The following is a 26,840-nucleotide window of genomic DNA, read 5'->3' on the forward strand; positions in this document are numbered from 1 at the left end:
ATTAAAGTTCTGCCGCATTAGGGGCGTCGCCAAGTGGTAAGGCACCGGGTTTTGATCTCGGCATCCGTTGGTTCGAATCCAGCCGCCCCTGCCATCTATTTCCATACATATCAACCGCCAAGGGTGCTTCATGCCCAATCTTGTCGTTTTTAGTGGAACCGCGCATCCACAATTCGCTCAAAAAGTCGTTAGCCACTTACATATCCCACTAGGTGCTGCTGCTGTTTCAACCTTTTCTGATGGTGAAATTGCTGTAGAAATCACTGAGAATGTGCGTGGTAAAGACGTATTTGTTGTACAGCCTACTTGTGCCCCGACTAATGATAACCTGATGGAAATCTTAGTTATGGCAGACGCGCTTCGCCGCGCAAGTGCAGGCCGTATCACTGCCGTTATTCCTTACTTCGGTTATGCCCGTCAAGACCGTCGTCCTCGTTCATCACGTGTTCCTATTACCGCTAAAGTTGTTGCAGACATGCTGACTACAGTAGGTATTGACCGTGTTGTAATGATTGATCTGCATGCAGACCAAATCCAAGGCTTCTTCGATATCCCTGTAGACAACATCTACGGTACGCCAGCATTGCTTGCTGACTTGCGCCAACAGTCCCATGACAACTTAATGGTTGTTTCTCCGGACGTAGGCGGTGTAGTCCGCGCTCGCGCAGTTGCGAAGCAAATGGGCGATATTGATCTTGCGATCATTGATAAACGCCGTCAAAAAGCGAATGAATCACAAGTGATGCATTTGATTGGCGATGTGAAAGGCCGTGACTGCGTTATTGTCGATGACATGGTCGATACAGCAGGTACTTTATGTAAAGCTGCTGACGCGCTGAAAACATTTGGCGCACGCCGTGTTGTTGCCTATGCAACTCACCCTGTTTTATCAGGCAAAGCGATCGAAAACTTGAAAAATTCAGTGATTGATGAATTGGTTGTGACTGACACCATTCCGCTTTCTGAAGAAGCTCAAGCGCTCGGCAAGATTCGCCAAGTTTCAGTAGCAAGCATGGTTGCTGAAACAATTCGTCGTATTAACAACGAAGAATCTATTAGCGCAATGTTTGATTCTTATCTATAATATAGCGCTAAATTTTCAAAACCCTGCTCTTAGCAGGGTTTTCTATCGCTGAACTGGTCGAAAGTTCAGCTCAATTAAACTTAAATAGGATGTCTATCATGGCAAACTTCGTATTAAACGCAGCAGCACGTGAAGAAGCAGTTCAAGGGAAAGGTTCGAGCCGCCGCCTTCGCCTGCAAAGCAAAGTACCAGCAATCATCTACGGTTCAGGCGAACCTGTTGCTGTAACTTTAGAACTTCGTGAGCTTGTTAAAGCTTTAGAAAACAACGCATTCTTTGAAGAAGTTGTAGAAATCAAAGTTGGCGACAAAACTGAAAGCGTTAAAATCAAAGCGTTACAGCGTCACCCAGCTAAAAACACGCCTATGCACGCTGACTTTGTTCGCGCATAAGTGTTATTGGTGTAATTAGTGTCAAATATTTCACTGATTGTCGGTTTGGGCAACCCTGGTAAAGAGTATGCCCAAACCCGCCATAATGCAGGCTTCTGGTTTGTAGAACGCCTTGCAGAGCAATATGGCATAAATTTAAAAGCTGACCCGAAATTCAATGGAATCAGCGGGCGCGGCAATATAGAAGGCCATGACGTTCGTCTGCTGCTGCCTACAACATTTATGAACCTCTCCGGTAAAAGTGTTGTCCCCTTCGCAAAATTCTACAATATCTCTCCTGAAACCATGCTCATCGCACATGATGAACTGGATATGAACCCAGGCATTATCCGCCTAAAAACTGGCGGCGGTCACGGCGGTCACAACGGTTTGCGTGACATCGTTCCGCACACAGGTCCAAATTTCCACCGTTTACGCATTGGAATAGGCCACCCCGGTTCTAAAGAACGTGTCTCAGGACATGTTTTAAGCAAAGCGCCAAGCAGTGAACAAGATTTAATGGACGATGCAATCAGCCATGCTTTAGCCCGCATCAATATGCTGGTGAATGGTGAAATTCAGCCTGCCATGAATCAAATCAATGCTTACAAACCAAACTGATAAGTCAATAAATTGTTGAACCATGCTGCTTGCCATGCTGCCATTTTAAGGGCAAAATGCGCTTGCCTGATTGCTGATCCAGCAAGTTCAGTTTGATTCAACCACAAGATGAAAATCTTAGGTCCACTAAGGAGACGCTAGCCATGCTATCTCGTTTATTAAAAGCTAAAATTCACCGTTGCGTCGTTACACAAGCAGAATTACATTATGAAGGTTCTTGTGCAATTGACGGCATTTTATTGGATTTAGCCGGTATCCGCGAATATGAAGAAATTCACATGTGGAACGTGACTAATGGTAAGCGTTTCAGCACGTATGCGATTCGCGGTGAAGAAGGTTCCGGCATCATTTCAGTCAATGGCGGTGCAGCGCATCAAGCAGATGTTGGCGATTTAATGATTATTGCCACATTTGGCGATTTTACAGAAGCCGAAGCAAATGCGCATAAGCCGCGCTTGGTGTATGCAAATCCAAACAATACTGTGAACCACACTGCGAACTGTATTCCTGTTCAAGTTGCGTAATACCCGAATTCTTTAAAAAAGCCCGCATGAATGCGGGCTTTTTTAAACTCAAAATTTTAGTTGTGACTGCCCTTCCACCAGTCATTTTGCTGTTCGCAATTCAGCGCTTTCAAGTTTTCACCCACCAAATTCACTAGCAGCGGCTGCCCGTTTTCACGCACTTTCAGCTCAGCAAATTGCGCATTGCGATAGCATGGCTCCAAACCTTCTGCAAATAGAAAGCTGCGGGCTGCCGGATACAGCCCTTCAAAGGTATTGTGAGGATTCCGCAGCACTAATTTTGCAGATGCATCGGGATAGTCATTCAGCAGCTGCGGATCAAAGCGGGTCTGAATGACTCTGCGCTGCGCATCAAGCTGTACATAGCTTAAGATGCTGGATTGATTATAAAAATACACTTTTTCCGCATCGGATGGCAAATGATCTTCTATCAATTCCATCGCAGGCGGCAGCTCAGCCAGATACAGCTGATAATTCAGCGCCATATAATCCCCTTGTAAAATTGAGCGGGGGTCAACAGGCTTGAGTTTCACATAAATGCTGCCACTGTGCGCCAAATGCCATTCATGCCGGCCAATCATAATCAGAAAAAGCGCAATACTGAATGCCGCCAGCCATAAGGGAATCATTTTCTTCATGGTGCAGCTCCCTGCAATTTCACATCTGAGGATTTCAACAGCAGCTGAGCCATAGCCAGCAGCAGCGCGCCAGACACAAGAATGCTCAGACTTTTCAGCAGAAAGCTCAAATCCAAATTGTAATACAGCAGCCATAACATCAAGATCAGCAGAACAATAGTCAGCCCTTGCACCAGCCGCTGTTGATACGCGACAGCCCATGACAGGAATACCAGCAGCAGGAAAATTTCAAAATAGCCCATCAAGATCAGGGTGAAGCCTAAAGCCGCCGCCAGCCACTTTTCCAAACCTGTATCATGCGGATCTGAGAGCCCGATATACAGACAGAGCCATAACAGCGGCAGACCGTAGACAATCGTATTCTGCACCGCCGGACTGAATGAAAAATCCAAGTGCATAAAATTGCTCAGCGGCGTTTGCAGCACCGCCGCGGCCCATACAATAAACAGCATCCAGAGTGAAAATGCCTTGCGGTACATGGATTTTAGCCACCAGCTTCCTGTACACAGCAGGCCAATCAACAGCAGGCCGTTTAGGATCATTATGCTGAAAAACAAATGCTCATCCGTACGGAACAAATTACCCCTGCCCAAAGCCGCAATACTCAATCCATAACAGGCCACCAGCTGAATCAGCACAATCAGCCAATGCATGCGGCTAAGCATGCACAACAGCGTAAAGCCCAGCTGAATCAGCAAAATAATGGCAAAACTATCTGTCAGCATTTGCGTGTGCACCAATACAGCGACTTGCCCGCATAACCACAAGCAATAAGCAAATTGCCGGGAAAATACACTGGAAACACGGCGGATCATCCACCAAGCGAGGGCAACAAAGGCCAGCCCCATCAAAATCGAAAAAATTTTCCAATAGGTCAGCAGCAAAGACGCCAAAATAATGCCTGCAAACCAAGCGCCGATCGCCAGAGGGATCACGGCAAATTGAGTGTTAGGCAGCATTTTTATCAGCAGTAAGCTGATCACCGCAAACCAGGCAAAAATCAGTAAAGCCAGCACCAGCAAGCCGGCAATAGAATCATCCAGCAGATGTTCGGCAAAATGAAAGATTAAAATGCTGACACTGGCCGCCAGCCCGGCTGCCTGCAAACTGGTTTCTAAAGATAACCGCTGTTTATAGAAATACCCGCACAGGCAAAGCGGCAAAAAAATCGAAAGCTCCAGATACGGCCATTGATACGGTGCTTGGCCGCTGCAGAAATTAAACATGCAATACGCCGATATCGCCGCAATAAACGCAATAAAAACAAAACGTAAAGCTGGATAAAACTTTAGACAAAAGGCAGCGCTTAGCGCTGTGAGCACATTCATGCCGAACAGATACAGTAGCTCTTTCTGCTCAAAAAGAAAACTTTGTTTAAAAAATAGAGACAGCGCCAGCTGGCTTACTGCACAAAACAGCGCGAATACGCCAATATTAGGCCGATAAAGCCATGGCAAAAGCAGCACAGCCCAGATTAAAAACAGCAAATAGCTGTCTGCACCTGTCTGATACACTTGCCCAATGACCGCCATGCTCATCCCCAGCATTAACCCGCTGATGCAGTCTAAACTCTGCCGAATCCAGCTGTGTGCTGTAAAATAAATACTGGACAAAGCACTGCACAGCAGCAGAGTCATCGGAATAGCCAACTGCAGATATTTTGGAATCATCAGCCAATTCGCGGCGATTAAATACACGATGCTGGCCGCAATCAGTGACAGTCCAATAACCTGTAAGTATTGAATGACTTGGGCTTTGCAAAATAAGCGCGGAGAAAATTCATTTTTGGGCGCTGAAAATTCGGAATCAGTCATTTTTATGATTATTTATCCGTTTTAAAGATCTTTTGGCAAGATAGCACGCTTTTGCAGATTCAATAAAAAAGCTTACAAATCAAATTATCTGTTTTGCTTATCTTAAATTTTGCAATGATTCACGATAAAAAATCCCCCCTTAAATACTGAAACAGGCATATACTCATGGCACATCGCTTCAGGGCGGGGTGCAATTCCCCACCGGTGGTAAGTTCAGCATAAAATCATTATGACTGAATCAGCCCACGAGCCTATCGCTTAACCGCGATTCGCAGATTTGGTGAAATACCAAAGCCGACGGTATAGTCCGGATGAAAGAAGACGACGTTAAAAGTTTCAATTACAGCCTCTGCTGCAATTGATCTGCTGCGCCTATTTTTCAATGTCCTGAAATGTTCAACCGTATTTTAAAACTTACGAGAGCGTTTCAATGTCCAGTTTAATTCAACCCGAAATTTTCTTTTCAGCCCTTCCTCCATTCGAGCAGCGCATAGCGCAAGCGCTTGAAGATATGCGCCAAGGCAAACCCGTTTTGGTCATGGATGATTTTGACCGCGAAAATGAAGCCGACCTGATTGTCGCTGCGGAAACCCTGAATGTCGAAACCATGGCCCGCATGATTCGAGACGGTTCAGGCATCGTTTGCTTAACGCTGACCAATGAATTGGCCGACCATCTCGAATTGCCGCCTATGGTGACAGACAACTCCAGCCAGTTTAAAACCGCATTCACTGTGACTATTGAAGCTGCTGAAGGTGTCACCACTGGGGTTTCAGCCCAAGACCGCACCACCACCATTCATGCCGCCGTTAAAGATGGCGCAGCAGCTAGCGATTTAAACCGTCCGGGACATGTATTTCCTTTACGCGCACGTGATGGCGGCGTTCTCACCCGACGCGGTCATACTGAAGGCAGTGTAGATCTGGCGCGCTTGGCTGGCCTCAAACCTGCCGGCGTCCTCTGTGAAGTGACCAATCCAGATGGCTCAATGGCTTCCGGCATTCAAGTCTTGTCTTATGCGCAAACACACAATCTCACTCTCATTACCATTGAAGAAATTGTGCAATATCGGCTTGCGCACCAAATTTAATATAAAGCTTTAATAAAAGGCCCAGCCTGTACGCTGGGCTTTTTTCTGCAGGTCGAAAAATGTTTGCTTTTTAGTCACATTTAATTTAATAAAAGAATATAACCAATAATTACAAATAAATAAGGTTCAATCATGCTCAGCCATTTTTCAGATTTAAGCCGTAAAGACAGCCAATTCATCCAGCGTACTTATCAGGTGCTTTTCGGCGCTTTAGCACTAATGACCTTATTAGGCATATTTTCCTACACCCATCTGCCGCCCGCCTCCGTTGGCCCGCTGATGCTTTTAGATTCCATTATCTGGATTACATGCGGCTGGTTTGGTTTACGCAACCCGATTAAAGCGGTTTTTCCAGTATTTTTAGTCATTACAGGGTTATGCCTAGGCCAAATTGCACACTTATACCGTCCAGATGTCTTTCTGACAGCTGCTGTAACCACCATGGCGATTTTTGCGGGAACCAGCTGCTATGTTTTTTTCAGTAAAAAAGATTTTTCCTTTTTACGCGCTAGTTTAAATATCGGATTTTGGGTCATTCTTGCCCTATCAGTTATTTCATTCTTTGTTCATATCAGCGCTTTATCTCTATTTATCGGTATTTTCGGCTCAGTCATATTTATTGGCTGGATCCTTTACGATACCAGCCAAATTTTAATGCGTGCAGATCAGCTCGGCTATAACGCGCATATGGGTGCTTTCGATTTATTTATGGACATTATCGGCCTGTTCAGCTTTGTTCGTCATCTATTTAATTTCATTGATGATTAATCCAGTGTGAAAAGTATAGCTAGCAGATGCATATACGCTACATCTGCATGGCCTCATCCTAAAATATAGCTGCTACTTTCGCGGCAGCGATTCACTCTTTCATTTTACTATGCCATAAGGCCAAACCATACTCTGGCCATGGCTTGCTGCTGCGCCAATTATTCACAGCATAGGCTACAGCCACTAGACTGACCGCACCGGATAAAACTGGAAACAGCAAAAATCCCCAATCATAGTGTACGGCCGGCGCCGTCAATAAAATGACCAAAGGATTGGCGCCGGCTGGCGGATGCACGCATCTAAAAAATTGCATGCAGCAAATGGCCAAACCGATAGCTATAGCAATACTGAAAGTATTAACTGGAAAATACAGTGCAACACATAAGCCTATAGCCGCAGATACCACGTGCCCAAAAATCAAATTGCGCGGCTGAGCCAAAGGCGATTGCGGCACAGCGTACAGCAATACACAGCTCGCGCCGAACGGCGCCATAATCCAAGGCTGATGCGCGTAACCACTCAGCAGCAATAAAATAAAAATACTCAGCATGCCGCCTGCAAACCCGCGCAGCAGCATGCCTGCACTGGGTTTAGGCGCTAATTTTTCTTTGCCTGACAATAAAAACATAATGCAGCCCTTCGATATTGATTTCAGAGATAGCGCGCGCTAAAATCAAAATAGTACAGATCTGTACTATTTGTAAATAGCCGATTTCAAAAATCGGCGATGCGGTAATATTCATTGGATCCAATGCGAGCGTAAATGCATGTCTAAATCGGCAGATAAAATTTTAAAAACTGCGGAACAGCTGTTTAATCAGCAAAGTTTCAGCGGTGTAGGCGTTGATTTAATCCGCGATGAATCGGGCTGTTCGAAAACAACGCTCTATACCTATTACAGCAATAAGCATCAATTGGTTCAGAGTGTGCTGCAAGCCCGTGATCAGCGTTTTAGGAAAAGCCTGCAAGCTGCTGTGGATGGCCTGCAAGGCGTGGACGCTTTAAAAAAAATCTATGATTGGCATATTCAATGGTTTCAAAGCGACCATTTCAAAGGCTGTTTGTTTGTCCGCGCAGTTGGCGAATCCAGCCCAGACGATCACAGCATCATTGCCATCGCCCAGCAGCATAAACAATGGGTTCGCTCTCTGATTCAAACGCAAACCCTTAAGCTAAAACGCGGTCAAGCCATTACACAGCTGATGTATTTACAGCTGGAGGGCTTAATCAATCAATTTCTGGTCGAAGGCTTTCAAGCACAAACAGCGGCAATGAGCAGAGCGCTGATTTTTGATGTCATTGAATCTTTTCAGACGCAAACCGAGGATCAAAACCAGATGCCGTAAATGCCATAGATCGCGACGGCAATCAAGATCAGCCCGCATAAGGCCAGCAGCTTTGGATACCAGGCGGATTGGGCTAAGCGGTTAAATGACAAATAGACCATGCTTAATGTTGCAAAATCCAAGATGATCCAGCTCATAGTCAAGACGATTAAACTGAGGTTTAAATCGGCGGTAACACCGGTAAATTGCGGGAAAAATGAGGCAAAAAAGATAATATCTTTGGGATTGGAAATCCCCACTAAAAAGCCTTTTTTAAAACCGCCAGACACTGCATTGAGTGTCATTTCATTTTCGGCAGAAGAGCGTGACGCCACTTCTTTCAGAATATCAAAACCGATATAGGCAATATAGAAGCAGCCCAGCACCTTAATGCCATTCAGCCATTGTTCATTAATATTCAGTGCGCCTTTTAAAATCAGCACCGATAGCAAAATCAGCACCAGCGAAGCAAAATTAGTTCCAAAAATGGTTTGCAGCGCACGCTTATAGCCGCCCTGCAGCCCCGCACTGGCGACGAGCAGCATCACTGGCCCTGGCGTCGCGATCATTACCACAACAGCCGCGCAATATAAAAAATATTCCGCAAAATTCACTTTATGCCCCCATTATTCATTTTTAATTTCATAAAAAAAGAGGACTTAGTCCTCTTCATCCATGCTTTGAAGCAAATGCATACTCATGCCGTCCGCTCTTAAAAAAGCCAGATCATAACTGGCCGTTGCTAAAGCCAAAATGCGGCGTTCAAACTCATCCCAAAGCGGACGGACTTGCTTATAATGAATGCCTAAACCGCTTTCATCGGTAAAGTGGCGGTTTTTTTCACATAGCTTCAAAGCATGATAGAGCTTACGGCCGCGGGTCGCATCTGGACGCAGGCGCACCCGTTTAGACAGCACAAAACCTTCCACATGCCGCAGATCCGCCAGCGGCAACAGCGGCACTAAAATTTGATCCAGCTGTGCATCCAGCCGATGCCAAACTGCACTGTGCTGTTCCGGCGTGTAGGTATTCCATCTGATCACTTCATGATTAAAGCGCCTACAGCCGCGGCAGACTGAATCACCAAATACCGTCGAACAGCGTCCCGCACAAGGGGTTAATGAGGCAATCCGGCGATCCGTAGTCAATGCAAGCTCCCATATAATTCATCAAATCTGCACGGCCGGCATTTTGCCGGCTGGTCAAGAATATACACGCTCTGCTGCTGGATGAGAAGCCATGAATCTGTATAGGATGACTCGCTTATTGCGGCAATTCACGTTAAAATATGTGCCTTTCAAAATTCTTAATTTTCAATTGGAGTATCCATGAACGCTACTGTAGAACAGCTTGCACCTGTAGAACAGCATGCGGCCGATGGCTGGGTTGTTGCGGCGCTTTATCAATTCAAAGAAGTACAGGACTCTGCTGATTTACAGCAGCGCCTGCTGGATTTGGTAAAAACCATCAACTTATGCGGTACTCTGATTGTTGCAGATGAAGGCATTAACGGCACTGTTGCGGGTGACCGTCAAGCGGTTGACGCTATTCATCAATTTCTTTTGAATGAAGGTTTTGCATCCATGGAATATAAAGAGTCTCACAGCTCTGAGAAGCCATTCCGCAAGATGAAAATCAAACACAAAAAAGAAATTGTCACCTTGGGCGTAGAAGTTAAGCCGCGTGATTTGGTCGGACACTATCTTGACCCGAAAGAGTGGAATGAACTGATCGCCCGTGATGACGTGATCCTGGTTGATACCCGCAACGATTATGAATATAAAGCAGGCACCTTCAAAGGCGCGATTGATCCTCAAACAGAAACTTTCCGCGAATTTCCTAACTACGTAAAAAAACAGCTGGAACAGCACAAAGACAAGAAAATTGCGATGTTCTGCACAGGCGGCATCCGCTGTGAAAAATCAACATCTCTGCTTCTGCAAGAAGGTTTCAATGAGGTTTACCACCTCAAAGGCGGCATTTTAAAATATTTAGAAGAAACCCCGGCAGAAGAAAGCATGTGGGAAGGTGAATGTTTCGTCTTTGACGGCCGTACCGCGGTTACACATGGCATGGAAGAAGGCGAAAATATCAAGTGTCACGCTTGCGGCTGGCCACTGCTTCCTGCAGAAGTCGAACTGCCAAGCTATGAACATGGCGTATCATGCAAATACTGCATCGACAAAACATCTGAACAGCAAAAAGCAGGCTTCCGCATGCGCCAGTCCCAAATTTTAGCGGCCAAACGCAAGCGCCTATAACGCTTACTGCCAGCAGGCAGTGTGAAATTTTCTTCATCAGGCCCTCTTAGCAGGGCCTGATTTTTTACATCCGACATACACAATAGAAATAAAAAGTGACAAAAATCACAATTTAAACACTTTTCGGCGGCGCTCCTGCTCTATATATTTTGAATTATAAATTGCCGTTTCGATTCACAATTAATTGAAAAGGAAAGTAAAATGCCTAAAAATTTAGCTGCGCCAGTACAGCACAACCACCGTATGCCGCATCATCACCAATATGCTGAATTAAATAAAATCAATCAGATGCTGCATCAGCAATCTCATCTTTTTATTGTCGTTTTGGGGACACTCATTGGCGCACTGATCGCGCTTTTTATCGCTTATCACCTTAAAACAACCACTGCCAATGTTCTATTGCTCAGCTGGATTCCTTTTGCGCTCCCCTACCTGCTGCGTGAAATCTATATCTACACACTCATCCATATGCAAGACGATGATGAGTATTAAAGGCCAGCCTGACTTTCATGGAGAGTACAGCCGCACATGAAGCGCACGCGGGCTTTGCACCACACTGTGCAGCTTCAGTCCGCCGCCAAATCATCGGCGGCTTCACTGATATTGATGCTTTACGGAAGCGGCAATAACGCTTAGGATAATTTGGATATATTTGAATACTTAAAGCATGAATTTAACCGAGTGGATACTGTCCATCATGGAACAGCTGGGCTATTTAGGCATTGCCCTGCTGATGTTTTTAGACAATGTAATTCCGCCCATTCCTTCTGAAATTATTATGCCTTCCGCAGGCTATGCCGCGTCACAAGGGCAGCTGCTGCTCAGCGGCGTTATTATTGCAGGCTGCATCGGTTCTCTGACTGCAGCGGCCTTGCTGTATTGGATTGGCTATCAATTTAACCATGATGCCATTTTCCGCTTCACAGACCGCTATGGAAAATATCTATTTATAAAATCTGAAGATATCCAAAAGTCACTGCTTTGGTTTGAAAAATATGGCCACCGTATTGTATTTTTTGGGCGCATGGTGCCTGCTGTACGTTCACTGATCAGCATCCCTGCCGGCATGAGCCGCATGCCTTTTTGGAAATTCATGTTCTACAGCGCGCTAGGCACGATTATTTGGACCACATTCCTGGCCTGTGTCGGTTTTTATTTTGGTGAAAATCAGGCATTGATGCATGAAATTTTCAGCCGTGTCGGTTATGTCATTATCACGATCGTCGTTTTCGTGCTGCTATGGCATTACTATCGCAAACTCAAAAACAAGAATCTTTAGCACGCCGCTCAGTGTGCTTGGAAAGCATAATTTTTTTTAATAAAGCATATTTTCAACTTACTATCTGGTTAATCCATTGTAATTTTAAAGATTTTCAAGGGGGATAAAAAACATATGAAGCCGTATTTATGGATATTTACAGGAGCATACACCGTAGCCCTGATGATATTTGGAGTCATCTCTCTATTTATTCATATAGGAAGCAGCAGTGGTGTTCCAACACTGATTGCCGGCGGTTTTTTTACAGCTTGGCATTTTGTTAAGCGGGAAAAACGCATCCCCAATGCAGATGAAAAGGTTCAACTCATTTGGGGATCTATCGCTTGTACATTCATTATCAGCGCGTTGCTGGTCTTTATTTTTGTCTTAGCGACAGGAACAAGCCAAGCCGTCATTGCAAGCTTACAGCTTATCCCAATGTGGATTTGGCTGATTGCTATTGCTTTTATTATTCTTATTGAGTTTGCAGTGTTTTATTTTAGTTATGGCTGGTTTGCAATAAAATGCTTAGAAGGACAGCATAAAAAACGTCAACGCTAATTTTACAAATTCATCAGCCCAGAATATAAAAAAAGCGCCTGAACGGCGCTTTTTTTAACTTTAAAAAATTAATTCGGTGTGTGATACATCAAATACAATTCATTTAAATTCTCTGGGATTTCTTCTGCCAACTCGTCCATTAACTGCCCGTTGCGGCGGAAAGTTTCCATTTGCGGATCTTCGTCGTCAATACCGCTGAATACCATAATCGGCAATGTCAGATCGACCAGCTGCTCTTCGAATTCTTCTGTAAACCAAGCTTCTTCATTCAGGAACATGGCATCAACAAAGCCCACACTCCAGTCGCCTAAGCTGGATTCAACATCCGCTTCTTCAATTTCAAAAGGAAATTCAATTCCTTCTTCATTCGCCAAGTTCTGACGGATAGATTCCAGCCATGCTTTGATTTGCGCAATAATTTCAGCCGGCACTTTCTTTTGATTATGATCAAAAAGTTCGTCCAGCCATTGAGCAAATGCCGGGCCAACCGCAATTGCGCAAAGAAAACCGTGAGTTGCAGCAAAATCTAGACCGTGTTCATTGTCATCACCGTCGAGATATTCACTTAATAGGTCTAAATCTAAAGCACTCATTTCACATCCAAACATAGAAACTTAAAGCCGTAGCATAGCATTTTCATGGCCTGTGCAGAATCAGATTTTATTCCTCATCATCATCCAGATCATCATCGTCGAAATCGTAATCAAATTCTTTTAATTCTCTTTCTAAACGGCGCTGTGCCAAAAGATCATCGATTAAGCGGCGTTTTTCCAACGATTCCTTTGCACTTATCTTGCTGCCGGCTTCATCGAAATTAACGTCATCATCACCGTAGTTATCATCTAGTTCAAAATCTGTAGAAGACACTAAAACTACCTCATAATGAAAAATGTGAAGGGTCCTAGGCGCTATTTATATGGGTTATGAAACCTTGTCAAGTTTTATTTTCATTTAACCAATTTAATTTGCATTTAAATTGAATTTTGCTCTTTTATTCTGACCGAATTCTATGGCATGATATAATCCACCCTGCGTCTTTCAGTTTTATGACCTTTTTTATGCTTATGCCGTAAAATGGAAAATAGAAGCGCGCTAGGGATGAACTTGAAAACAACAATTTCACCCCCATCTAAATTACTGAATTTATTTTTTTAATATTTCGTCAGGCAGCGAAGCGCTGAATATTCCTGATGAAATACGCAAGCTATCCACTGATAAATTGATTAAGCGAATTGTGCTGAAATGCACGGTTTTTTTACTGCCACAGATTCAACGAAGAGTAAGCAAAAGATGAGCGATATGACTTCCCCTACTTCCCAAGTAGCGGCTCTGATTAGCCGAGGCAAAGAGCAAGGTTACCTGACTTTCGCCGAGGTTAACGATCATCTCCCGGACTCGATCACGGAAAGCGAACAGATTGAAGACATCATTCAAATGCTGAATGACGTCGGTATTCCTGTACATGATCGCGCGCCTGAAACTGATGATGCGATGTTCGAAGGCGGCAATGAAGCGGCTGACGAAGTTGCTGAAGAAGAAGCTGCTGCTGTACTTGCATCTGTAGAAAATGAACCAGGCCGAACGACTGACCCTGTCCGCATGTATATGCGTGAAATGGGCACAGTTGAACTGTTAACGCGTGAAGGCGAGATCAGCATTGCAAAGCGCATTGAAGAAGGCATTCGTGATGTTCTTCATTCTATTGCTTACTGGCCAAACGCTGTAGAAGTGGTATTGCAGGAATACAAAGATTATGAAGCGGGCGAACGCCGTCTTGCCGACATTCTTTCAGGCTATTTAGATCCTGAATCAGATGAAGAGATTCCTGAAGTTTTAGAAGAAGAATCTGACATTGACGAAGATGAATCATCAGACAGCAAATCAACCAAAGACGTAAAATTGGATGATGATGACGAAGAAGAAGAATCTGAAAGCAGCGATGATGATTCTGAAGGTGAATCGGGGCCAGATCCTGAAATAGCCAAAGCGCGTTTTACCGAACTTGAAAATGCCTGGAAAAATACCAAAGCAGCCATTGAAAAGCACGGCCGCAACAGCCAAGAAGGCGCAGATGCGCTTGAAGCGCTGGCATCCGTGTTCATGATGTTCAAATTTACCCCGCGCCTGTTTGATATTATCTCTGAATTAATCCGCGGCACTCACGAGCAGATCCGTACTTCTGAGCGTGAAGTGATGCGCTATGCGATCCGCCGCGGCCGTATGGACCGCACGCAGTTCCGCACCTCTTTCCCAGGTCAGGAATCGAACTTTGCGTGGCTGGATGAACAGATTGCGAAAGCTTCGCCAGATCAAAAAGGCTACTTGGAAAAAGTCCGTCCAGACATTTTGGCATTCCAGCAGAAAATTGCGGATATCGAAAAAGAACTGGTTTTGAACGTAAAAGAAATCAAGGACATTTCTAAACGCATGGCGGTGGGTGAAGCGAAAGCGCGCCGCGCGAAAAAAGAAATGGTTGAAGCCAACTTGCGTTTGGTGATTTCGATTGCGAAAAAATACACCAACCGCGGTCTGCAATTCCTGGACTTGATTCAAGAAGGCAACATCGGCTTGATGAAAGCCGTAGACAAGTTTGAATACCGCCGCGGCTATAAATTCTCGACATACGCAACGTGGTGGATCCGTCAGGCCATTACCCGTTCGATTGCCGATCAGGCACGTACTATTCGTATTCCAGTACACATGATCGAAACGATTAATAAGATCAACCGTGTATCTCGTCAGCTTCTTCAAGAAATGGGCCGTGAGCCGACGCCTGAAGAATTAGGCGAACGTCTGGAAATGGACGAAGTGAAAGTCCGTAAAGTGCTGAAAATCGCCAAAGAACCGATTTCAATGGAAACACCGATTGGCGATGATGAAGATTCGCATTTGGGTGACTTCATTGAAGATGGCAACATCACATCTCCAATTGATGCTGCGACTTCAGAAGGCCTGAAAGAAGCAACCCGTGAAGTGCTGGAAAACTTGACTGAACGTGAAGCAAAAGTTCTGAAAATGCGTTTTGGTATCGACATGCCTACAGATCATACTCTGGAAGAAGTCGGCAAACAGTTTGATGTGACCCGTGAACGTATCCGTCAAATTGAGGCGAAAGCTTTACGTAAATTGCGTCATCCTTCCCGCTCTGAACATTTGCGTTCATTCTTGGAAAATGACTGATAGCTAAGCATGCAATGCAGGCTTGAATTTTTTCAGACAGCCTCCATTAAGTACTTATATGAAAACACAAAGCCTGCACTGTTGCAGGCTTTGTCTATAAAATTTGAGGTGAACTATGATAGACCGCACTCCATCTCGCGAACTCCGTGAAGATCTTTGGATATTCCCTATGGACTACCCGATTAAACTCATTGGTAATGCAGGTGCAGATTTGCACGGCGCTGTCGTAGGAATTTTAGTGAAACATTTCCCAGAGTTTGATGAAGCTACATTAACAGTGCAGCCATCGCGCACAGGCAAATATCACTCTATTACTGCGCAGCTTCGTTTCGAAGAGCTTGAACAGGTGCATGCGCTGTATGCAGACTTGGCCGCTTGTGAACATATCCGGACTGCCCTGTAAGCATTCATCCAGTCTTGGAAAAACACGCTTTAGGGCGTGTTTTTTTTGGCCTTACAGCGCAAAAAACATGCATCTGCATCCCCTTGCGCAAAACAATTCCCTATAATGTGATGAATACCAATCATTCCCAAAAGGATGCTGCCGACGTGACTGATTCTACTGTCAAACCGTCTTTAATCATTCGCCAGTACAACTCGCTGACTCCATATGAAGACCGTTTTCTAGAAATGAAGGCACTGACGGAACAGCGCGATGAAAACACGCCTGATGAATTATGGATTCTGCAGCACCACGATGTGCTGACCCAAGGCCAAGCCGGAAAACCAGAACATATCCTGATGGCCAGCAGCATTCCTGTTGTGCAGACCGACCGCGGCGGACAAGTGACATGGCATGGTCCAGGCCAGCTGGTGGCTTATTTCATGTTTGACTTAAACCGCCTTGGCTGGAATGTCCGCACACTGGTGTCCTATGCAGAAAATCTAATGATTGAACTGGTCAAGAAATACGGTATTGAAGCTTATGCCAAACCGGATGCTCCCGGTGTATATGTGAATGAGCGCAAAATCGGCTCACTGGGCTTTAAGATCCGCAAAGGCCGCTCTTATCATGGGCTGGCGTTGAATATCGACTGTGACCTGTCTGGCTTTCACACCATCAACCCCTGCGGTTATGCAGGGTTAGAAATGGTACGCGTTCAGGATTTAGTAGAAAACTATCCTAAATTTGAGAACTTATGCGTCGATATGATTGCAACATTACAGAACAGCGGTTACTTTAAGGAAGTTCGAGTCGAACAGCGATAAAGTTTTTGCTTTCAGCATAAAAATAAATTAGAGTATTTACTCTAAATAAATAATATTCAAAAAAGGGATGAACGCGTGATTGCAGCAAAATCCGTTAAGCCCGCTTTGCAGCTAGCCTATGTCAAACTCATGATGGACGTGATTGGCAGAGGCTTAGTCATGGCGAGCCAAGTCGATGAAGAAGTCAAACAGGAAGTCGCCAAATTTCCAGATCATTTCACCCTGTCAATGAAAGTTTTTCCGCATGGTCCCGCTTTTATTGCTCGAGTGACTGAAAGCAAGCATCTTGAACTGGTGCCTGATTTAGACATCAAGCCAGATCTGACCATTACTTTCAAACACCTCAATCATGCTTTTTTAGTATTTTCCTTCCAAGAGAGCACAGCGCAGGCCTTTGCCAATGACCGCATGATTGCAGACGGCGATATTTCCTACGCCATCCGCCTTGTGCGGTGCTTAAATAAGATGGAAGCGCTGATTTTGCCAAAACTGGTTGCAGAGCTTGCGGTCAAAGAATATCCAAGCAATTTAAGCCTAAAAGAAAAATTAACTGGAGCTGCCGGCATCTACTTAAAAGTAGCTCAATCTTATTTCAAACGGAGCGCCTAACTCATGGCTAAGCCTTATTACGAATTTTTCTGTCCAGTGAAAGTGATTGCTGGCCATGCAGCCTTGGAACATATCCCGTTTGAACTTGCAGCATTAGGCGCAGCCCGTCCGCTGATCATTACCGATAAAGGCGTGCGCAGCAACAATCTGCTCGCGCCGATAGAAGCGGCATTTGAATCAACAGATGCAGTCATTGGCTGTATTTTTGATGATGTGCCGCCAGATTCAAGCCTTGAAACGGTGCGCAAAGCCGCGCAGCTGTACCGTGAAAACAACTGTGACGCCATTATTGCCGTGGGCGGCGGCTCAGTCATTGATACCTCCAAAGCTACGAATATCCTAGTGTCTGAAGGCGGTGACGACCTGCTGAAATACTCAGGCGCGCATAATCTGCCGAGACCGCTTAAACCCTTTTTTGTGATTCCAACCACATCCGGCACAGGTTCTGAAGTCACTATGGTTGCCGTAGTGTCAGACAATCAGAAAAATGTAAAAATGCCGTTCGCATCCTATTATTTGATGCCGCATGCGGCGATTTTAGATCCGCGCATGACCCAAACGCTGCCGCCGCATTTAACTGCGATGACGGCTATGGATGCCATGACCCATGCCGTGGAAGCCTATACCTGTCTGGCAGCCAATCCAATTTCAGACGCCTATGCCACTGCAGCGATTAAAAAAATCAGCGCCAACTTATTTAATGTGCTGGATAACCCGACTGAGGCGAATGGCCGTTTAGAGCTGGCTCAGGCTTCCACCATGGCGGGCATCGCATTCTCCAACTCCATGGTTGGCCTCGTGCACTCCTTAGGCCATTCCTTAGGCGCTGTTGCTCACCTGCCGCATGGCCTGTGCATGAACCTGTTCTTGCCGTATGTGCTCGAATACAATAAAGAAATCAATGCCGATAAATTGGCGGATCTGCTGCTGCCTTTAGCTGGCCCAGATATTTATGCACAAACCCCTGCCCATTTGCGCGCAGATAAAACCATTTCCACCCTTCAAACCATGCGTGACCGCATCTACGCGTTAACTAAATTGCCTCGCACATTGCGTGAAACGGGCAAGGTTTCCGAGGCGCAGTTTGATGAGATTGCAGAGAAAGCGCTCAACGATGGTTCGATTATCTATAATCCGAAAGAAGCCACGCTTCAAGATTTAAAGACTATCTTAGAAAAAGCTTGGTAATTACTGAAAAATAAGCGAATATAGCGAAAAATAAGCCTGATGTTTTTTTAAACATCGGGCTTTTATCTTGCCGATCGGATAACTTTAGCACTTTTAAGCAAACTGGCATATTTTCTGCTAATAAAATTTGCAAAGTTACTGACAAAATGCGCCTTTTTAGGGTAGATTGGCGCGCTTTTAAATTAAACATAGGGAGGGGTCGTTCGTCTCAAACGATCCTTATTTAGTATGACTGATCCTTGATCAACGATTAAGAGGAAACGCCGTTGACAAATATCTCTGGGACTCAATCTGCAGCTAAACTGCAAAAAACACTAGGGCTCTGGCACATTATTATCATTGGCTTAGCTTATATTCAGCCAATGACCTTGTTTGATACTTTCGGCCTCGTTTCGGAAGAGAGTCATTACCATGTGCCGACATCCTATATTATTGCTTTAGTTGCAATTTTGTTTACTTCCATCAGTTACGGACATATGATCCGCCGCTATCCATCTTCGGGTTCTGCATACACCTATGCGCAAAAATCCATTCACCCGAATGTTGGCTTTATGGTGGGCTGGTCATCTTGGCTGGATTATTTATTATCGCCAATGGTCAACATCATTTTGGCCGTAATTTACCTGGAAGCGCTTTTCCCAGATATTAATCACTGGGTTTGGGTCATTGGCCTCACCGCCTTCATGACTGCTGTGAACTTACGCGGCGCAAAGTTTGTGGCTAACTTTAACAGCCTGATCGTATTTGTTCAGCTGGGCGTGATTGCATACTTTACCTGGCTGGTTTACAGCTTGCTGGCCAGCGGCGTAAATGCTGACGGCACATTAGTCAATGCAAAATACCAGCTTTGGAGCTTAGAGCCATTCTGGAATGAACTGACTCAAATTGGTCCATTAATTACTGGCGCTACACTTCTTTGCTTCTCATTCACGGGCTTTGACTCCTTAAGTTCGCTTGCTGAAGAAACCAAAGATACAGAGAAAACACTGCCTAAAGCGATTTTCTTAACCGCTTTGCTTGCCGGTGTCATCTTCATTATCAGCACCTACTTTATGCAGATTTATTTCCCGAATGATCCAAAGACTTATTTTGAGGATGTTGCTGCAACACAGCCGGATATTCTTCAAGCTGTCGGCGGTGCGGCTTTCAAAACTGTTGTGCTGTATTTCGCCATTGTCACAGTGATGGCATCAGGTATTTCTGCACATGCCGGCGTTTCACGCTTAATGTATGTGATGGGCCGTGATGGCGTCATCAACAAAAAAATCTTCGGCCATATCAGCCATAAAAGCTATACACCGTCATACAATATTATGATTGTCGGCGCAGTCGCATTGACTGCAGGCTTTATGGATCTGGACATTGTCATTTCAATGATCAGTTTTGGCGCATTAACCGCATTTACTTTCGTCAACTTGTCTGTAATTTCGCGTTATGCCCTGCGTGACGGCCGCACCAAAAACCTGAAAGACATTATCAGCTTCATTGTAATTCCTTTGCTCGGCTTCATCAGCATCTTTGCGATGTGGCTGGAAATTGAAGAAACTGCACTGAAATTTGGCTTATGGTGGGCAATGTTCGGCATCTTGTACCTTGGCTATAAAACCAAAGGCTTCAAGCACCCTGCACCGCAGCATAACGAATTTGATGATACTCATCATTGATGCATGAAGAACCATCCTTAAAAAGGCGCAACATGCGCCTTTTTTATTGTCCTCTGAAATGAAAACCGCCTTTGCCATTTTCACTTCTGAAATCACCAAGTGCTGAAGCGAAGGCTCAGCTATCTCAGCCGGCAGTTAAACCCCATTTGGGTATCAACGATATTATTTTTATAACCCAAAGCTTGAATAAACAAATTGCGGTCTTGCAAAAGCTTCCGGTCCGCTTCAGACAACCGGTCTTGATTTTGCACAGCCAATTTTAAAGTTTCATCCAGCACCTCCTGATAAATGCCGCACACTTCCTGGCGTTTCGGCTTTTTTAAAATCCGCCCAAACCAGCTTCTTTCAAAATCATCAGGCTTTAGAGTTTTGCCCCACTCTTCTATGCGCTGGTTTTGCCGGGCGCTTAAGTCCGACATGCCTTGCTGAATTTCTTCTTTGGTTAAGGGTTTAATATCGGCGGGCTGAATGCTTTCAACAACTGCCGCGGCAGCCGCAGGCTGATTTTCAGTTTGAGCCGCCCAGCCAGATGAAGCCGTCAACCCTGCCGCCAGCATCACTGCACATACATTCAAATTTACAAATTTCAAGTTCTAAGTGCCTGTTTTTAATTCTTTCATTTTTTGTTATACACAGTTTTAGATTTGTTCAGAAGCATCCTCACCCTTAATTTTACAAAATCTCATCACTGTAAAATGTGCAATGCCATGTTGAGCCATAAAAAAACCGCTCTATTGAGCGGTTCTGTTGATGGTTCAACAGGCTTAAGCCAATGTTTTGAAATCCTGCTGCCGCCATGCTTCATACAAAATGACTGCCGTTGCATTGGATAAATTCAAGCTGCGGGAATTTTCAGCCATTGGCAGGCGAATCCAATGCTCTTTGGGAAACATCATGCGCACAGCTTCCGGCAAGCCGCGGGTTTCGGGCCCCATCAGCAAAGCGACTGGGCGGTTCAAATGAGATGTATGCGGTGTTTCAACCCCTTTGGTGGTTAAAGGATAAACCGCATCATTGGCGATGCCTTGCGTTTCTAAATATGCAAGACATTCGGTAAAATTTTCCCATACTTTCATATGCGCCCATTCGTGATAATCCAAACCGGCACGGCGCAACTTCTTATCATCCAGCTCAAACCCTAAAGGCTTGACCAAATGCAGCTGCGCTCCTGTATTGGCACACAAACGAATGATATTCCCTGTATTGGCTGGAATTTCTGGCTCGTATAACACTACATGGATCACTGGACTTCTCTACTCTTTTAAATAATGCAGCAAGGCTGAATTAGCCTTGCCACTGCAATTGTTCCCGCAGGCTGACCACATCGCCAATAATGGTCAATGTTGGCGCCTGTATCTGATGCTCGACCACTTTAGATGCAATGTCTGCAAGCGTGCCAACCACGACTTTCTGCTCGGGCGTTGTGCCTTTAGAAACCAGTGCAACCGGCATGTCTGGGCGCTGGCCGTGAGCAATCAAATTTTCACAGATTTTTTCTAGGCCGACTAAGCCCATATACAGCACCAAAGTTTGGTTTTGATAAACCAGCTCATTCCAAGGCAGTTCAGGAGAACCTTCTTTTAAATGACCCGTTAAAAAACGCACACTCTGTGCATAATCACGATGGGTCAATGGAATGCCTGCATAGGCTGAGCAGCCGGATGCTGCGGTAATGCCCGGCACGACTTGAAATGCGATTCCCGCTGCGAACAGCTCCTGAATTTCTTCACCGCCGCGGCCAAAGATAAACGGATCCCCGCCTTTTAAGCGGCAGACCCGTTTGCCTTCAGATGCATATTTAACCAGCAAGGCATTGATGCCGTCTTGCGGCACAGCATGATTGGAACGCGCTTTGCCGACATAGATTTTTTCCGCATCGCGGCGGCACAATTCCATAATCGGTGCTGATACCAGCCGGTCATAAATAACCACATCGGCCTGCTGCATTAAACGCAAGGCTTTCAAAGTCAGCAGCTCAGGGTCGCCTGGGCCGGCCCCCACCAAATAGACTTCACCTTTGGGCTGTTTCCACTCTATTAACGCCTGTTCAATTAAGCGGTCAGCTTCAGCAGCATTGCCATTAAACACCTGCTCCTTGAGCGGACTTGCATACAAATCCTCCCAGAAAATGCGGCGTTCATCCGGATTTTCAATCTTAGCTTTAACGGCTGTCCGCCATTTTCCTGAAAAATCAGCAAGCTTACCCATGCCGTGCGGAATGCTGGCTTCAAGCTGCGTCCGGATTTGGCGGGATAACACTGGCGATGCGCCATTCGTGGCGATAGACACCACCAGCGGCGAACGGTCAATAATAGCCGGCACCATGAAACGGCAATGCGGCGGATCATCAACACTGTTGACCAAAACATTTTCAGCTTCACAAGCCTCAAATACGGCCTGATTGACTGCCTTATCATCCGTTGCCGCAATCACCAGACGGTAATCGCGCAGCGCAAAACCTGCACCATAAGCAGCTTTTGTATATTGACCGCCGCTCTGTTCCACAATTTCAAGCAGATTGGCATCTATATTCGGCGAAATCACATGCAGCGCAGCGCCCGCTTTTGCAAGCAGCACGGCCTTACGGTAGGCAATATGGCCGCCGCCGACAATCAGACAAGGCTGCTGCTGCAGCTTCAAAGAGATTGGAAAGATATCCACACACTACCTCAATAGTTTAAATCTGATTGTCTTAAGCAATTTTTGTGCACAAATGCATGCACCTTATCGATAATTAATCGATAAATTCAGCACCGCCCATATAAGGGCGCAAAACTTCCGGCACTTCAATTGAACCGTCTGCACGCTGGTAATTTTCCATTACAGCCAGCAAAGTGCGGCCAACGGCCAAACCAGAACCATTCAGCGTATGGACAAATTCAGTTTTCTTTTGATCTGCACGGTAACGCGCCTTCATGCGGCGCGCCTGGAAATCACCCATGCATGAGCAAGATGAAATTTCACGGTAAGTATTTTGGCTTGGCACCCAAACTTCCAAATCATAAGTTTTAATTGCGCCAAAGCCCATATCGCCGCCGCACAGAATAATCTTACGGTATGGCAAGCCTAAAGCTTGCAGAATGCCTTCTGCATGGCCAGTCAGCTCTTCCAGCGCATTCATTGAATCCTCTGGCTTCACAATTTGCACCATCTCAACTTTGTCAAATTGGTGCTGGCGGATCAAACCGCGCGTATCGCGGCCATACGAACCCGCTTCACTGCGGAAGCATGGGGTATGCGCTGCATATTTCAAAGGAAGGCGTGCCGGATCGATAATTTCATCGCGGACAAAATTGGTCACCGGCACTTCTGCAGTCGGGATGAGGTAATATTCTTTTTCGCCTTGCAGCTTGAATAAATCTTCTTCAAATTTAGGCAGCTGGCCTGTGCCGCGCAAAGAATCGGCATTGACCAAATAAGGCACATACGCTTCAGTATAGCCATTCACATCGGTATGGGTATTCAGCATGAACTGCGTGATGGCGCGCTGCAAACGCGCTAGCGGGCCTTTCAGTACGCTAAAGCGTGTCCCGGTCAGCTTGGTTGCCGTTTCAAACTCTAAACCGCCCATCATTTCGCCAAGATCGGTATGATCCTTAATCTCGAAATCAAATTCGCGCGGTGTGCCCCATTTTAAGATTTCAACATTGTCACTTTCATCTTTGCCTTCAGGCACAGATTCATGCGGCATATTCGGAATAGATAAAGATTTAGTTTCAATTTCTGCCTGAAGTTCTGTCAGCGCAGTTTCCGCAGCTTTAATTTCATCACCAATGGCAGACATGCGCGCCATAATTTCGGATGCATCGCCACCCGATTTTTTAATTTGACCGACTTGTTTTGCGCCCGCATTGCGTTCAGCCTGCAAGCTTTCAGTTTTAGACTGAATTTCTTTACGGCGCGCTTCCAATGCGGCCCATTCTGCCGCGTCCAGCTGAACGCCGCGTTTTGCCAAGGCTAAATTTACAGCCTCAATATTATTTCTGAGTAATTTCGGGTCGATCATAGCCAATCATTTGCAAAGAAAAAAACTGGCTATAGTGTAAGCTCTTAACGCTAAAAAATACAGTAATCGAGCTTACAGCTGAGGCTTATTAGTACAATAAACTGCAAGATTTTTACAGTTTACTGATTTTCATAATTGGGCAAATTCGGCAGATATTCAGGCTTAAACAGGCCTTTAGTCATCTGATAAGGCAAATTCAGCTCGGTCATGCCTTCAGCATAGCTGGCTAATTCGTACAGCGGATAAACAAAGACTATGCCGCTGGCGCCATAATAAAAATTATCACTCAGCTGCAGCTTGCCGCGTTCAATATTATGCTCTTCCAGCCACATCGAATTGGCATCATACAGCGCGCTCAGCACTTTGGCCTCAGCGCCTTTTGCCAATACATCCTGCAGCGCCAAACGTTTTTTTGCCTGTAAATCAAAGTTGACATATTCCACATGAGACATGCCATGCGCGGCGCCCGCTGTATACGTATAACTTTCTAAAGCGAATGTCGCTATTTTACCCCACTGACTGATATAGCGCACATGGGTTATGCTTTGCCCCAGCCCAGGTTCTGCGCCTTCCGCCAAATTCACTTTTTCATTCGGCGCCGTTGAAAATGCAATCGGGTCTGCTTTCTTAATGCGCTCCGCAAAATACTGGTTGATCCAGTTCACATTGGTTTCAACCGTTTGAATAGAATACTGGGTGCAGCCTTCAGCATCACAGGCTTCCGGCTTAGCCAGCTTCATTGCAACAGTTTTAGACTGAATCAGAGGAATGCTTTGCTCTTTTACCTGCGCTGCCTGCGCTTTGTGCTGATTGTCCTGCACAGGCTCATTCCGCGGCTGGCATGCAGTCAGCAGACCCAGTGAAAGAAAAGCAACGCCTGCAGCAGCCCAAACATTTTTATAAACTGTATTCATCACTCAATCCCTATTGCCAAAAGCGGAAAACAAATAAAACGATCCCACTATACCCAGTCTATACACCTGATAACATTACGAAATGTATCTGCAATTCTGCACAAGAACCGCACTAACAAAAAAAAGCAGGCTTGCGCCTGCTTTTTAATTTTGCCTCAAGAGATTTCAGCGTCAGCAGCCGGTTCATTCACCCAACTGACTGATGATGACTTACTGATCAATGATGTCAGTCCCTTTAGGCGGGGTAAAATTGAAAGTTGATGCGGGAATGGGTACATTCACTTTCATATTGTTAAAGCGCACATATGTAGTTTGGCCCAATGAATCCGCCAGAATCATCAGCGTTGGCGCTTTATTTGCGCCAAAACTAATGGTCAAGCTTTGGAAAGCGCCATCACCATGTTTTGGATACAGCGTGTAATAGGTTTTGGCTTTATTCGGCTGCGTCACACGGTATGACTTCATAATTTGGCTGGTATTGCCTGAAAGCAGCAACGCCGGAGTATTCGCCACTTGGTCGTCTAAACTTTGGCGCACGGCTTGCTGCAGATCTGGGTCATAAATCCATACAGTCTTGCCAGAGGTCACAGTGGTCTGTTTTGATGGACTTGAGGTTTCCCAGAAAAATTTACCCGGACGCTCAACCTTCATCACCCCTTTAAAGGTTTGATTCATATGCTGAGCAGACAGGCCTTTTTTCTGTACAGCCTTGCCGCCAGTGACTTTCGTCGTCTGTTCAAAATTTGCAGAAAAACTTTTCACACCGCTCAGCTGCTGAACCAAGCTAGCTGTCGCTTGCTGCTCCGATGCTGCGGTGGCAGCAAAAACTGTTGTACTTATCACAGGTGCCAATGTCGCTGCACCCAATGCCATAGCACACATGGTTTTACGAAGCATATTCATAGATTCACCTTTTATATTTGCAGCATTGCAATTTGTCAGATAGCCCATCTTAAACCAATTTCTCAAACGAACATGAGCGAAAACAATAAGTTTTGTATTGTTATTAATGCAAATCAGAAGATTTTATTCATCATGATGGAGAAATGCACACAATATAAAAAAGCTCCCGATCGATTGGGAGCTTTTAATCAGTTAAATGATTCAGCATTATTTCCACTGCCACCCTATTGAAGCACCTGCACCAAAGTCACCTTCCGTATTGGTTGTGGCGGCCAGTTTATAAACATACTTGTTATTTTCTGACACACCGCTAAAACCAACCGCAAAGCCTTGCTCGCCTTCCCATGTTCCCACACCGGCACTGAACATACTATAGCCGGCGTCTGTCGGCTGCGGCAGAGATGCGATTGCAATACTAGATGCGACGGCTGCATATACCCCATCCTCTAGACGGTCAATCCTGTGATTCAATTCATCGGCACGGCTGTCCGTGTAGCTTTTCGCCTCATTCAAGCCGTTTCCACCATCCTGCCCAGCAGGCCCCCTCAAACTCAGCAGCCATTCTCCTTGCGTGCCTTCAAAGCCATTATCAACAGCAATCTCATAAGCGCTCAAACCGCTTGCCCCCGTATCCCCGGCTGCACCTGTGGCGCCTGTTTGACCTGTAGCGCCAGTTTCACCCTGAGGGCCTTGCGGGCCAACAGGCCCAGCAGCGCCTGTTTCACCTTGAGGGCCTGGCACACCGCCATGTCCATGACCGTGTCCGCTGCCGCCGCCATTACCATTGCCATGTCCGCCGCCATTGCCATGGCCGTTGCCGTTGCCGTTGCCGTTGCCGTTGCCGTTGCCGTT

The 26,840-nt window shown here is 45.6% G+C and carries 31 protein-coding genes, 1 tRNA gene and 1 riboswitch; of the genes, 18 read left to right on the plus strand and 14 right to left on the minus strand.

Features of this window, described 5'->3' with window-relative positions; translation table 11 throughout:
• Nucleotides 1-19 precede the first annotated feature (19 nt).
• The 5 genes from F941_RS11595 (at nucleotide 20) to panD (ending at nucleotide 2,600) form a co-directional block, all read left to right on the plus strand.
• A tRNA-Gln gene (locus F941_RS11595) sits at nucleotides 20-94 on the plus strand.
• A gap of 36 nt (nucleotides 95-130) precedes the next feature.
• Nucleotides 131-1,084 carry a ribose-phosphate pyrophosphokinase gene (locus F941_RS11600; RefSeq protein WP_005011457.1) on the plus strand — a complete coding sequence of 318 codons (954 nt, stop codon included), beginning with the start codon at nucleotides 131-133 and terminating at the stop codon, nucleotides 1,082-1,084.
• Between the two features lie 98 nt (nucleotides 1,085-1,182).
• Nucleotides 1,183-1,476: a 50S ribosomal protein L25 gene (gene rplY / locus F941_RS11605; RefSeq protein WP_005011459.1), complete on the plus strand. Its 294-nt coding sequence runs from the start codon at nucleotides 1,183-1,185 to the stop codon at nucleotides 1,474-1,476.
• Nucleotides 1,477-1,494: 18 nt separating this feature from the next.
• Nucleotides 1,495-2,076 carry an aminoacyl-tRNA hydrolase gene (gene pth / locus F941_RS11610; RefSeq protein ID WP_005011462.1) on the plus strand — a complete coding sequence of 194 codons (582 nt, stop codon included), beginning with the start codon at nucleotides 1,495-1,497 and terminating at the stop codon, nucleotides 2,074-2,076.
• Nucleotides 2,077-2,219: 143 nt separating this feature from the next.
• Entirely contained in the window at nucleotides 2,220-2,600 is a 381-nt protein-coding gene (gene panD / locus F941_RS11615) for an aspartate 1-decarboxylase (RefSeq protein ID WP_005011465.1), read from the plus strand.
• Nucleotides 2,601-2,656: 56 nt separating this feature from the next.
• On the opposite strand, the gene F941_RS11620 is transcribed toward panD, so the two are convergent.
• Both F941_RS11620 and F941_RS11625 read right to left on the minus strand, forming a co-directional pair.
• The gene (locus F941_RS11620; RefSeq protein WP_005011467.1) at nucleotides 2,657-3,238 is read right to left on the minus strand and encodes a GDYXXLXY domain-containing protein; all 582 of its coding nucleotides are present in this window, start codon (nucleotides 3,236-3,238) and stop codon (nucleotides 2,657-2,659) included.
• A complete protein-coding gene (locus tag F941_RS11625) occupies nucleotides 3,235-5,052 on the minus strand; it encodes a DUF2157 domain-containing protein (RefSeq protein ID WP_005011470.1) in 1,818 nt (605 codons plus the stop codon). The genes F941_RS11620 and F941_RS11625 overlap by 4 nt, the downstream gene beginning before the upstream one ends.
• Before the next feature lie 171 nt (nucleotides 5,053-5,223).
• A riboswitch (FMN riboswitch) is annotated at nucleotides 5,224-5,379 on the plus strand.
• A gap of 103 nt (nucleotides 5,380-5,482) precedes the next feature.
• Between F941_RS11625 and ribB the strand changes: the two genes are divergently transcribed.
• Complete coding sequence (gene ribB, locus F941_RS11630) at nucleotides 5,483-6,142, plus strand: 3,4-dihydroxy-2-butanone-4-phosphate synthase (RefSeq protein ID WP_005011472.1); 660 nt, start codon at nucleotides 5,483-5,485, stop codon at nucleotides 6,140-6,142.
• Nucleotides 6,143-6,274: 132 nt separating this feature from the next.
• Complete coding sequence (locus tag F941_RS11635; protein WP_005011475.1) at nucleotides 6,275-6,910, plus strand: Bax inhibitor-1 family protein; 636 nt, start codon at nucleotides 6,275-6,277, stop codon at nucleotides 6,908-6,910.
• 91 nt (nucleotides 6,911-7,001) lie between these two features.
• Here the strand turns inward: F941_RS11635 and F941_RS11640 are convergent, their stop codons facing one another.
• Entirely contained in the window at nucleotides 7,002-7,538 is a 537-nt protein-coding gene (locus tag F941_RS11640; protein WP_005011480.1) for an HPP family protein, read from the minus strand.
• 139 nt (nucleotides 7,539-7,677) lie between these two features.
• Here F941_RS11640 and F941_RS11645 point away from each other — a divergent pair, with 139 nt between their 5' ends.
• Nucleotides 7,678-8,256, plus strand: a complete 579-nt coding sequence (locus tag F941_RS11645) for a TetR/AcrR family transcriptional regulator (RefSeq protein ID WP_005011482.1) — start codon at nucleotides 7,678-7,680, stop codon at nucleotides 8,254-8,256.
• Here the strand turns inward: F941_RS11645 and F941_RS11650 are convergent.
• Nucleotides 8,238-8,849: a LysE family translocator gene (locus F941_RS11650; protein WP_018573083.1), complete on the minus strand. Its 612-nt coding sequence runs from the start codon at nucleotides 8,847-8,849 to the stop codon at nucleotides 8,238-8,240. The genes F941_RS11645 and F941_RS11650 overlap by 19 nt on opposite strands.
• Before the next feature lie 45 nt (nucleotides 8,850-8,894).
• The gene (locus F941_RS11655; RefSeq protein ID WP_005011486.1) at nucleotides 8,895-9,383 is read right to left on the minus strand and encodes a DUF1289 domain-containing protein; all 489 of its coding nucleotides are present in this window, start codon (nucleotides 9,381-9,383) and stop codon (nucleotides 8,895-8,897) included.
• Between the two features lie 180 nt (nucleotides 9,384-9,563).
• On the opposite strand from F941_RS11655, the gene trhO reads away from it, so the two are divergent.
• The 4 genes from trhO (at nucleotide 9,564) to F941_RS11675 (ending at nucleotide 12,315) form a co-directional block, all read left to right on the plus strand.
• On the plus strand, nucleotides 9,564-10,496 hold the full coding sequence (gene trhO / locus F941_RS11660; RefSeq protein WP_005011487.1) for an oxygen-dependent tRNA uridine(34) hydroxylase TrhO: 933 nt from the start codon (nucleotides 9,564-9,566) through the stop codon (nucleotides 10,494-10,496).
• A 201-nt stretch (nucleotides 10,497-10,697) separates the two neighbouring features.
• The gene (locus tag F941_RS11665) at nucleotides 10,698-10,988 is read left to right on the plus strand and encodes a hypothetical protein (protein ID WP_005011488.1); all 291 of its coding nucleotides are present in this window, start codon (nucleotides 10,698-10,700) and stop codon (nucleotides 10,986-10,988) included.
• Nucleotides 10,989-11,163: 175 nt separating this feature from the next.
• On the plus strand, nucleotides 11,164-11,775 hold the full coding sequence (locus F941_RS11670) for a DedA family protein (protein WP_026253459.1): 612 nt from the start codon (nucleotides 11,164-11,166) through the stop codon (nucleotides 11,773-11,775).
• A gap of 114 nt (nucleotides 11,776-11,889) precedes the next feature.
• Nucleotides 11,890-12,315: an ABZJ_00895 family protein gene (locus tag F941_RS11675; RefSeq protein WP_005011493.1), complete on the plus strand. Its 426-nt coding sequence runs from the start codon at nucleotides 11,890-11,892 to the stop codon at nucleotides 12,313-12,315.
• Between the two features lie 68 nt (nucleotides 12,316-12,383).
• Here F941_RS11675 and F941_RS11680 read toward each other — a convergent pair whose 3' ends face one another.
• Together F941_RS11680 and F941_RS11685 are read right to left on the minus strand one after the other, a co-directional pair.
• The gene (locus F941_RS11680; protein ID WP_005011497.1) at nucleotides 12,384-12,908 is read right to left on the minus strand and encodes a YecA/YgfB family protein; all 525 of its coding nucleotides are present in this window, start codon (nucleotides 12,906-12,908) and stop codon (nucleotides 12,384-12,386) included.
• A 67-nt stretch (nucleotides 12,909-12,975) separates the two neighbouring features.
• Nucleotides 12,976-13,182 (minus strand): PA3496 family putative envelope integrity protein, encoded by a 207-nt coding sequence (locus tag F941_RS11685; RefSeq protein WP_005011498.1) that lies wholly within the window; start codon nucleotides 13,180-13,182, stop codon nucleotides 12,976-12,978.
• Nucleotides 13,183-13,557: 375 nt separating this feature from the next.
• On the opposite strand from F941_RS11685, the gene rpoD reads away from it, so the two are divergent.
• The 6 genes from rpoD (at nucleotide 13,558) to F941_RS11720 (ending at nucleotide 20,165) form a co-directional block, all read left to right on the plus strand.
• Nucleotides 13,558-15,495 carry an RNA polymerase sigma factor RpoD gene (gene rpoD, locus F941_RS11690; RefSeq protein ID WP_081400545.1) on the plus strand — a complete coding sequence of 646 codons (1,938 nt, stop codon included), beginning with the start codon at nucleotides 13,558-13,560 and terminating at the stop codon, nucleotides 15,493-15,495.
• A gap of 115 nt (nucleotides 15,496-15,610) precedes the next feature.
• A complete protein-coding gene (locus F941_RS11695) occupies nucleotides 15,611-15,898 on the plus strand; it encodes a YbeD family protein (RefSeq protein WP_005011500.1) in 288 nt (95 codons plus the stop codon).
• A 110-nt stretch (nucleotides 15,899-16,008) separates the two neighbouring features.
• Nucleotides 16,009-16,704 (plus strand): lipoyl(octanoyl) transferase LipB, encoded by a 696-nt coding sequence (gene lipB, locus F941_RS11700; RefSeq protein ID WP_171065528.1) that lies wholly within the window; start codon nucleotides 16,009-16,011, stop codon nucleotides 16,702-16,704.
• A gap of 75 nt (nucleotides 16,705-16,779) precedes the next feature.
• The gene (locus F941_RS11705) at nucleotides 16,780-17,313 is read left to right on the plus strand and encodes a hypothetical protein (RefSeq protein WP_005011505.1); all 534 of its coding nucleotides are present in this window, start codon (nucleotides 16,780-16,782) and stop codon (nucleotides 17,311-17,313) included.
• Between the two features lie 3 nt (nucleotides 17,314-17,316).
• Complete coding sequence (locus tag F941_RS11710; protein ID WP_005011507.1) at nucleotides 17,317-18,501, plus strand: iron-containing alcohol dehydrogenase; 1,185 nt, start codon at nucleotides 17,317-17,319, stop codon at nucleotides 18,499-18,501.
• A 266-nt stretch (nucleotides 18,502-18,767) separates the two neighbouring features.
• Nucleotides 18,768-20,165, plus strand: a complete 1,398-nt coding sequence (locus F941_RS11720; protein ID WP_005011509.1) for an APC family permease — start codon at nucleotides 18,768-18,770, stop codon at nucleotides 20,163-20,165.
• A gap of 119 nt (nucleotides 20,166-20,284) precedes the next feature.
• On the opposite strand, the gene F941_RS11725 is transcribed toward F941_RS11720, so the two are convergent.
• From F941_RS11725 to F941_RS16265, 7 genes are all read right to left on the minus strand, one after another.
• Nucleotides 20,285-20,755 (minus strand): hypothetical protein, encoded by a 471-nt coding sequence (locus tag F941_RS11725; RefSeq protein WP_005011512.1) that lies wholly within the window; start codon nucleotides 20,753-20,755, stop codon nucleotides 20,285-20,287.
• A 174-nt stretch (nucleotides 20,756-20,929) separates the two neighbouring features.
• Nucleotides 20,930-21,409, minus strand: a complete 480-nt coding sequence (locus F941_RS11730; protein WP_005011514.1) for a tRNA (cytidine(34)-2'-O)-methyltransferase — start codon at nucleotides 21,407-21,409, stop codon at nucleotides 20,930-20,932.
• A gap of 40 nt (nucleotides 21,410-21,449) precedes the next feature.
• Nucleotides 21,450-22,826 (minus strand): siroheme synthase CysG, encoded by a 1,377-nt coding sequence (gene cysG / locus F941_RS11735; protein WP_005011515.1) that lies wholly within the window; start codon nucleotides 22,824-22,826, stop codon nucleotides 21,450-21,452.
• Nucleotides 22,827-22,899: 73 nt separating this feature from the next.
• Nucleotides 22,900-24,171, minus strand: coding sequence for a serine--tRNA ligase (gene serS / locus F941_RS11740; RefSeq protein ID WP_005011518.1), 1,272 nt, complete (start codon nucleotides 24,169-24,171; stop codon nucleotides 22,900-22,902).
• A 119-nt stretch (nucleotides 24,172-24,290) separates the two neighbouring features.
• A complete protein-coding gene (locus F941_RS11745) occupies nucleotides 24,291-25,085 on the minus strand; it encodes an RsiV family protein (RefSeq protein ID WP_005011519.1) in 795 nt (264 codons plus the stop codon).
• Nucleotides 25,086-25,295: 210 nt separating this feature from the next.
• The gene (lolA, locus tag F941_RS11750; RefSeq protein ID WP_005011523.1) at nucleotides 25,296-25,988 is read right to left on the minus strand and encodes an outer membrane lipoprotein periplasmic chaperone LolA; all 693 of its coding nucleotides are present in this window, start codon (nucleotides 25,986-25,988) and stop codon (nucleotides 25,296-25,298) included.
• A 207-nt stretch (nucleotides 25,989-26,195) separates the two neighbouring features.
• Nucleotides 26,196-26,840: YadA C-terminal domain-containing protein (locus tag F941_RS16265; RefSeq protein ID WP_005011527.1), on the minus strand; the 645-nt coding region annotated here is incomplete at its 5' end.

The sequence above is a fragment of the Acinetobacter bouvetii DSM 14964 = CIP 107468 genome, assembly GCF_000368865.1.
Lineage (GTDB): Bacteria > Pseudomonadota > Gammaproteobacteria > Pseudomonadales > Moraxellaceae > Acinetobacter > Acinetobacter bouvetii.

Bases quoted from the DNA above. Each gene is read 5' to 3' on its own strand.
- lolA (WP_005011523.1), bottom strand. From the start codon at position 25,988: ATGAATATGCTTCGTAAAACCATGTGTGCTATGGCATTGGGTGCAGCG.
- F941_RS11675 (WP_005011493.1), top strand. From the start codon at position 11,890: ATGAAGCCGTATTTATGGATATTTACAGGAGCATACACCGTAGCCCTG.
- trhO (WP_005011487.1), top strand. From the start codon at position 9,564: ATGAACGCTACTGTAGAACAGCTTGCACCTGTAGAACAGCATGCGGCC.
- F941_RS11625 (WP_005011470.1), bottom strand. From the start codon at position 5,052: ATGACTGATTCCGAATTTTCAGCGCCCAAAAATGAATTTTCTCCGCGC.
- F941_RS11640 (WP_005011480.1), bottom strand. From the start codon at position 7,538: ATGTTTTTATTGTCAGGCAAAGAAAAATTAGCGCCTAAACCCAGTGCA.
- panD (WP_005011465.1), top strand. From the start codon at position 2,220: ATGCTATCTCGTTTATTAAAAGCTAAAATTCACCGTTGCGTCGTTACA.
- lipB (WP_171065528.1), top strand. From the start codon at position 16,009: ATGAATACCAATCATTCCCAAAAGGATGCTGCCGACGTGACTGATTCT.
- F941_RS11600 (WP_005011457.1), top strand. From the start codon at position 131: ATGCCCAATCTTGTCGTTTTTAGTGGAACCGCGCATCCACAATTCGCT.
- F941_RS11635 (WP_005011475.1), top strand. From the start codon at position 6,275: ATGCTCAGCCATTTTTCAGATTTAAGCCGTAAAGACAGCCAATTCATC.
- F941_RS11745 (WP_005011519.1), bottom strand. From the start codon at position 25,085: ATGAATACAGTTTATAAAAATGTTTGGGCTGCTGCAGGCGTTGCTTTT.
- rplY (WP_005011459.1), top strand. From the start codon at position 1,183: ATGGCAAACTTCGTATTAAACGCAGCAGCACGTGAAGAAGCAGTTCAA.
- serS (WP_005011518.1), bottom strand. From the start codon at position 24,171: ATGATCGACCCGAAATTACTCAGAAATAATATTGAGGCTGTAAATTTA.
- F941_RS11670 (WP_026253459.1), top strand. From the start codon at position 11,164: ATGAATTTAACCGAGTGGATACTGTCCATCATGGAACAGCTGGGCTAT.
- F941_RS11665 (WP_005011488.1), top strand. From the start codon at position 10,698: ATGCCTAAAAATTTAGCTGCGCCAGTACAGCACAACCACCGTATGCCG.
- F941_RS11710 (WP_005011507.1), top strand. From the start codon at position 17,317: ATGGCTAAGCCTTATTACGAATTTTTCTGTCCAGTGAAAGTGATTGCT.
- F941_RS11620 (WP_005011467.1), bottom strand. From the start codon at position 3,238: ATGAAGAAAATGATTCCCTTATGGCTGGCGGCATTCAGTATTGCGCTT.
- F941_RS11645 (WP_005011482.1), top strand. From the start codon at position 7,678: ATGTCTAAATCGGCAGATAAAATTTTAAAAACTGCGGAACAGCTGTTT.
- ribB (WP_005011472.1), top strand. From the start codon at position 5,483: ATGTCCAGTTTAATTCAACCCGAAATTTTCTTTTCAGCCCTTCCTCCA.
- F941_RS11695 (WP_005011500.1), top strand. From the start codon at position 15,611: ATGATAGACCGCACTCCATCTCGCGAACTCCGTGAAGATCTTTGGATA.
- rpoD (WP_081400545.1), top strand. From the start codon at position 13,558: ATGCACGGTTTTTTTACTGCCACAGATTCAACGAAGAGTAAGCAAAAG.
- F941_RS11680 (WP_005011497.1), bottom strand. From the start codon at position 12,908: ATGAGTGCTTTAGATTTAGACCTATTAAGTGAATATCTCGACGGTGAT.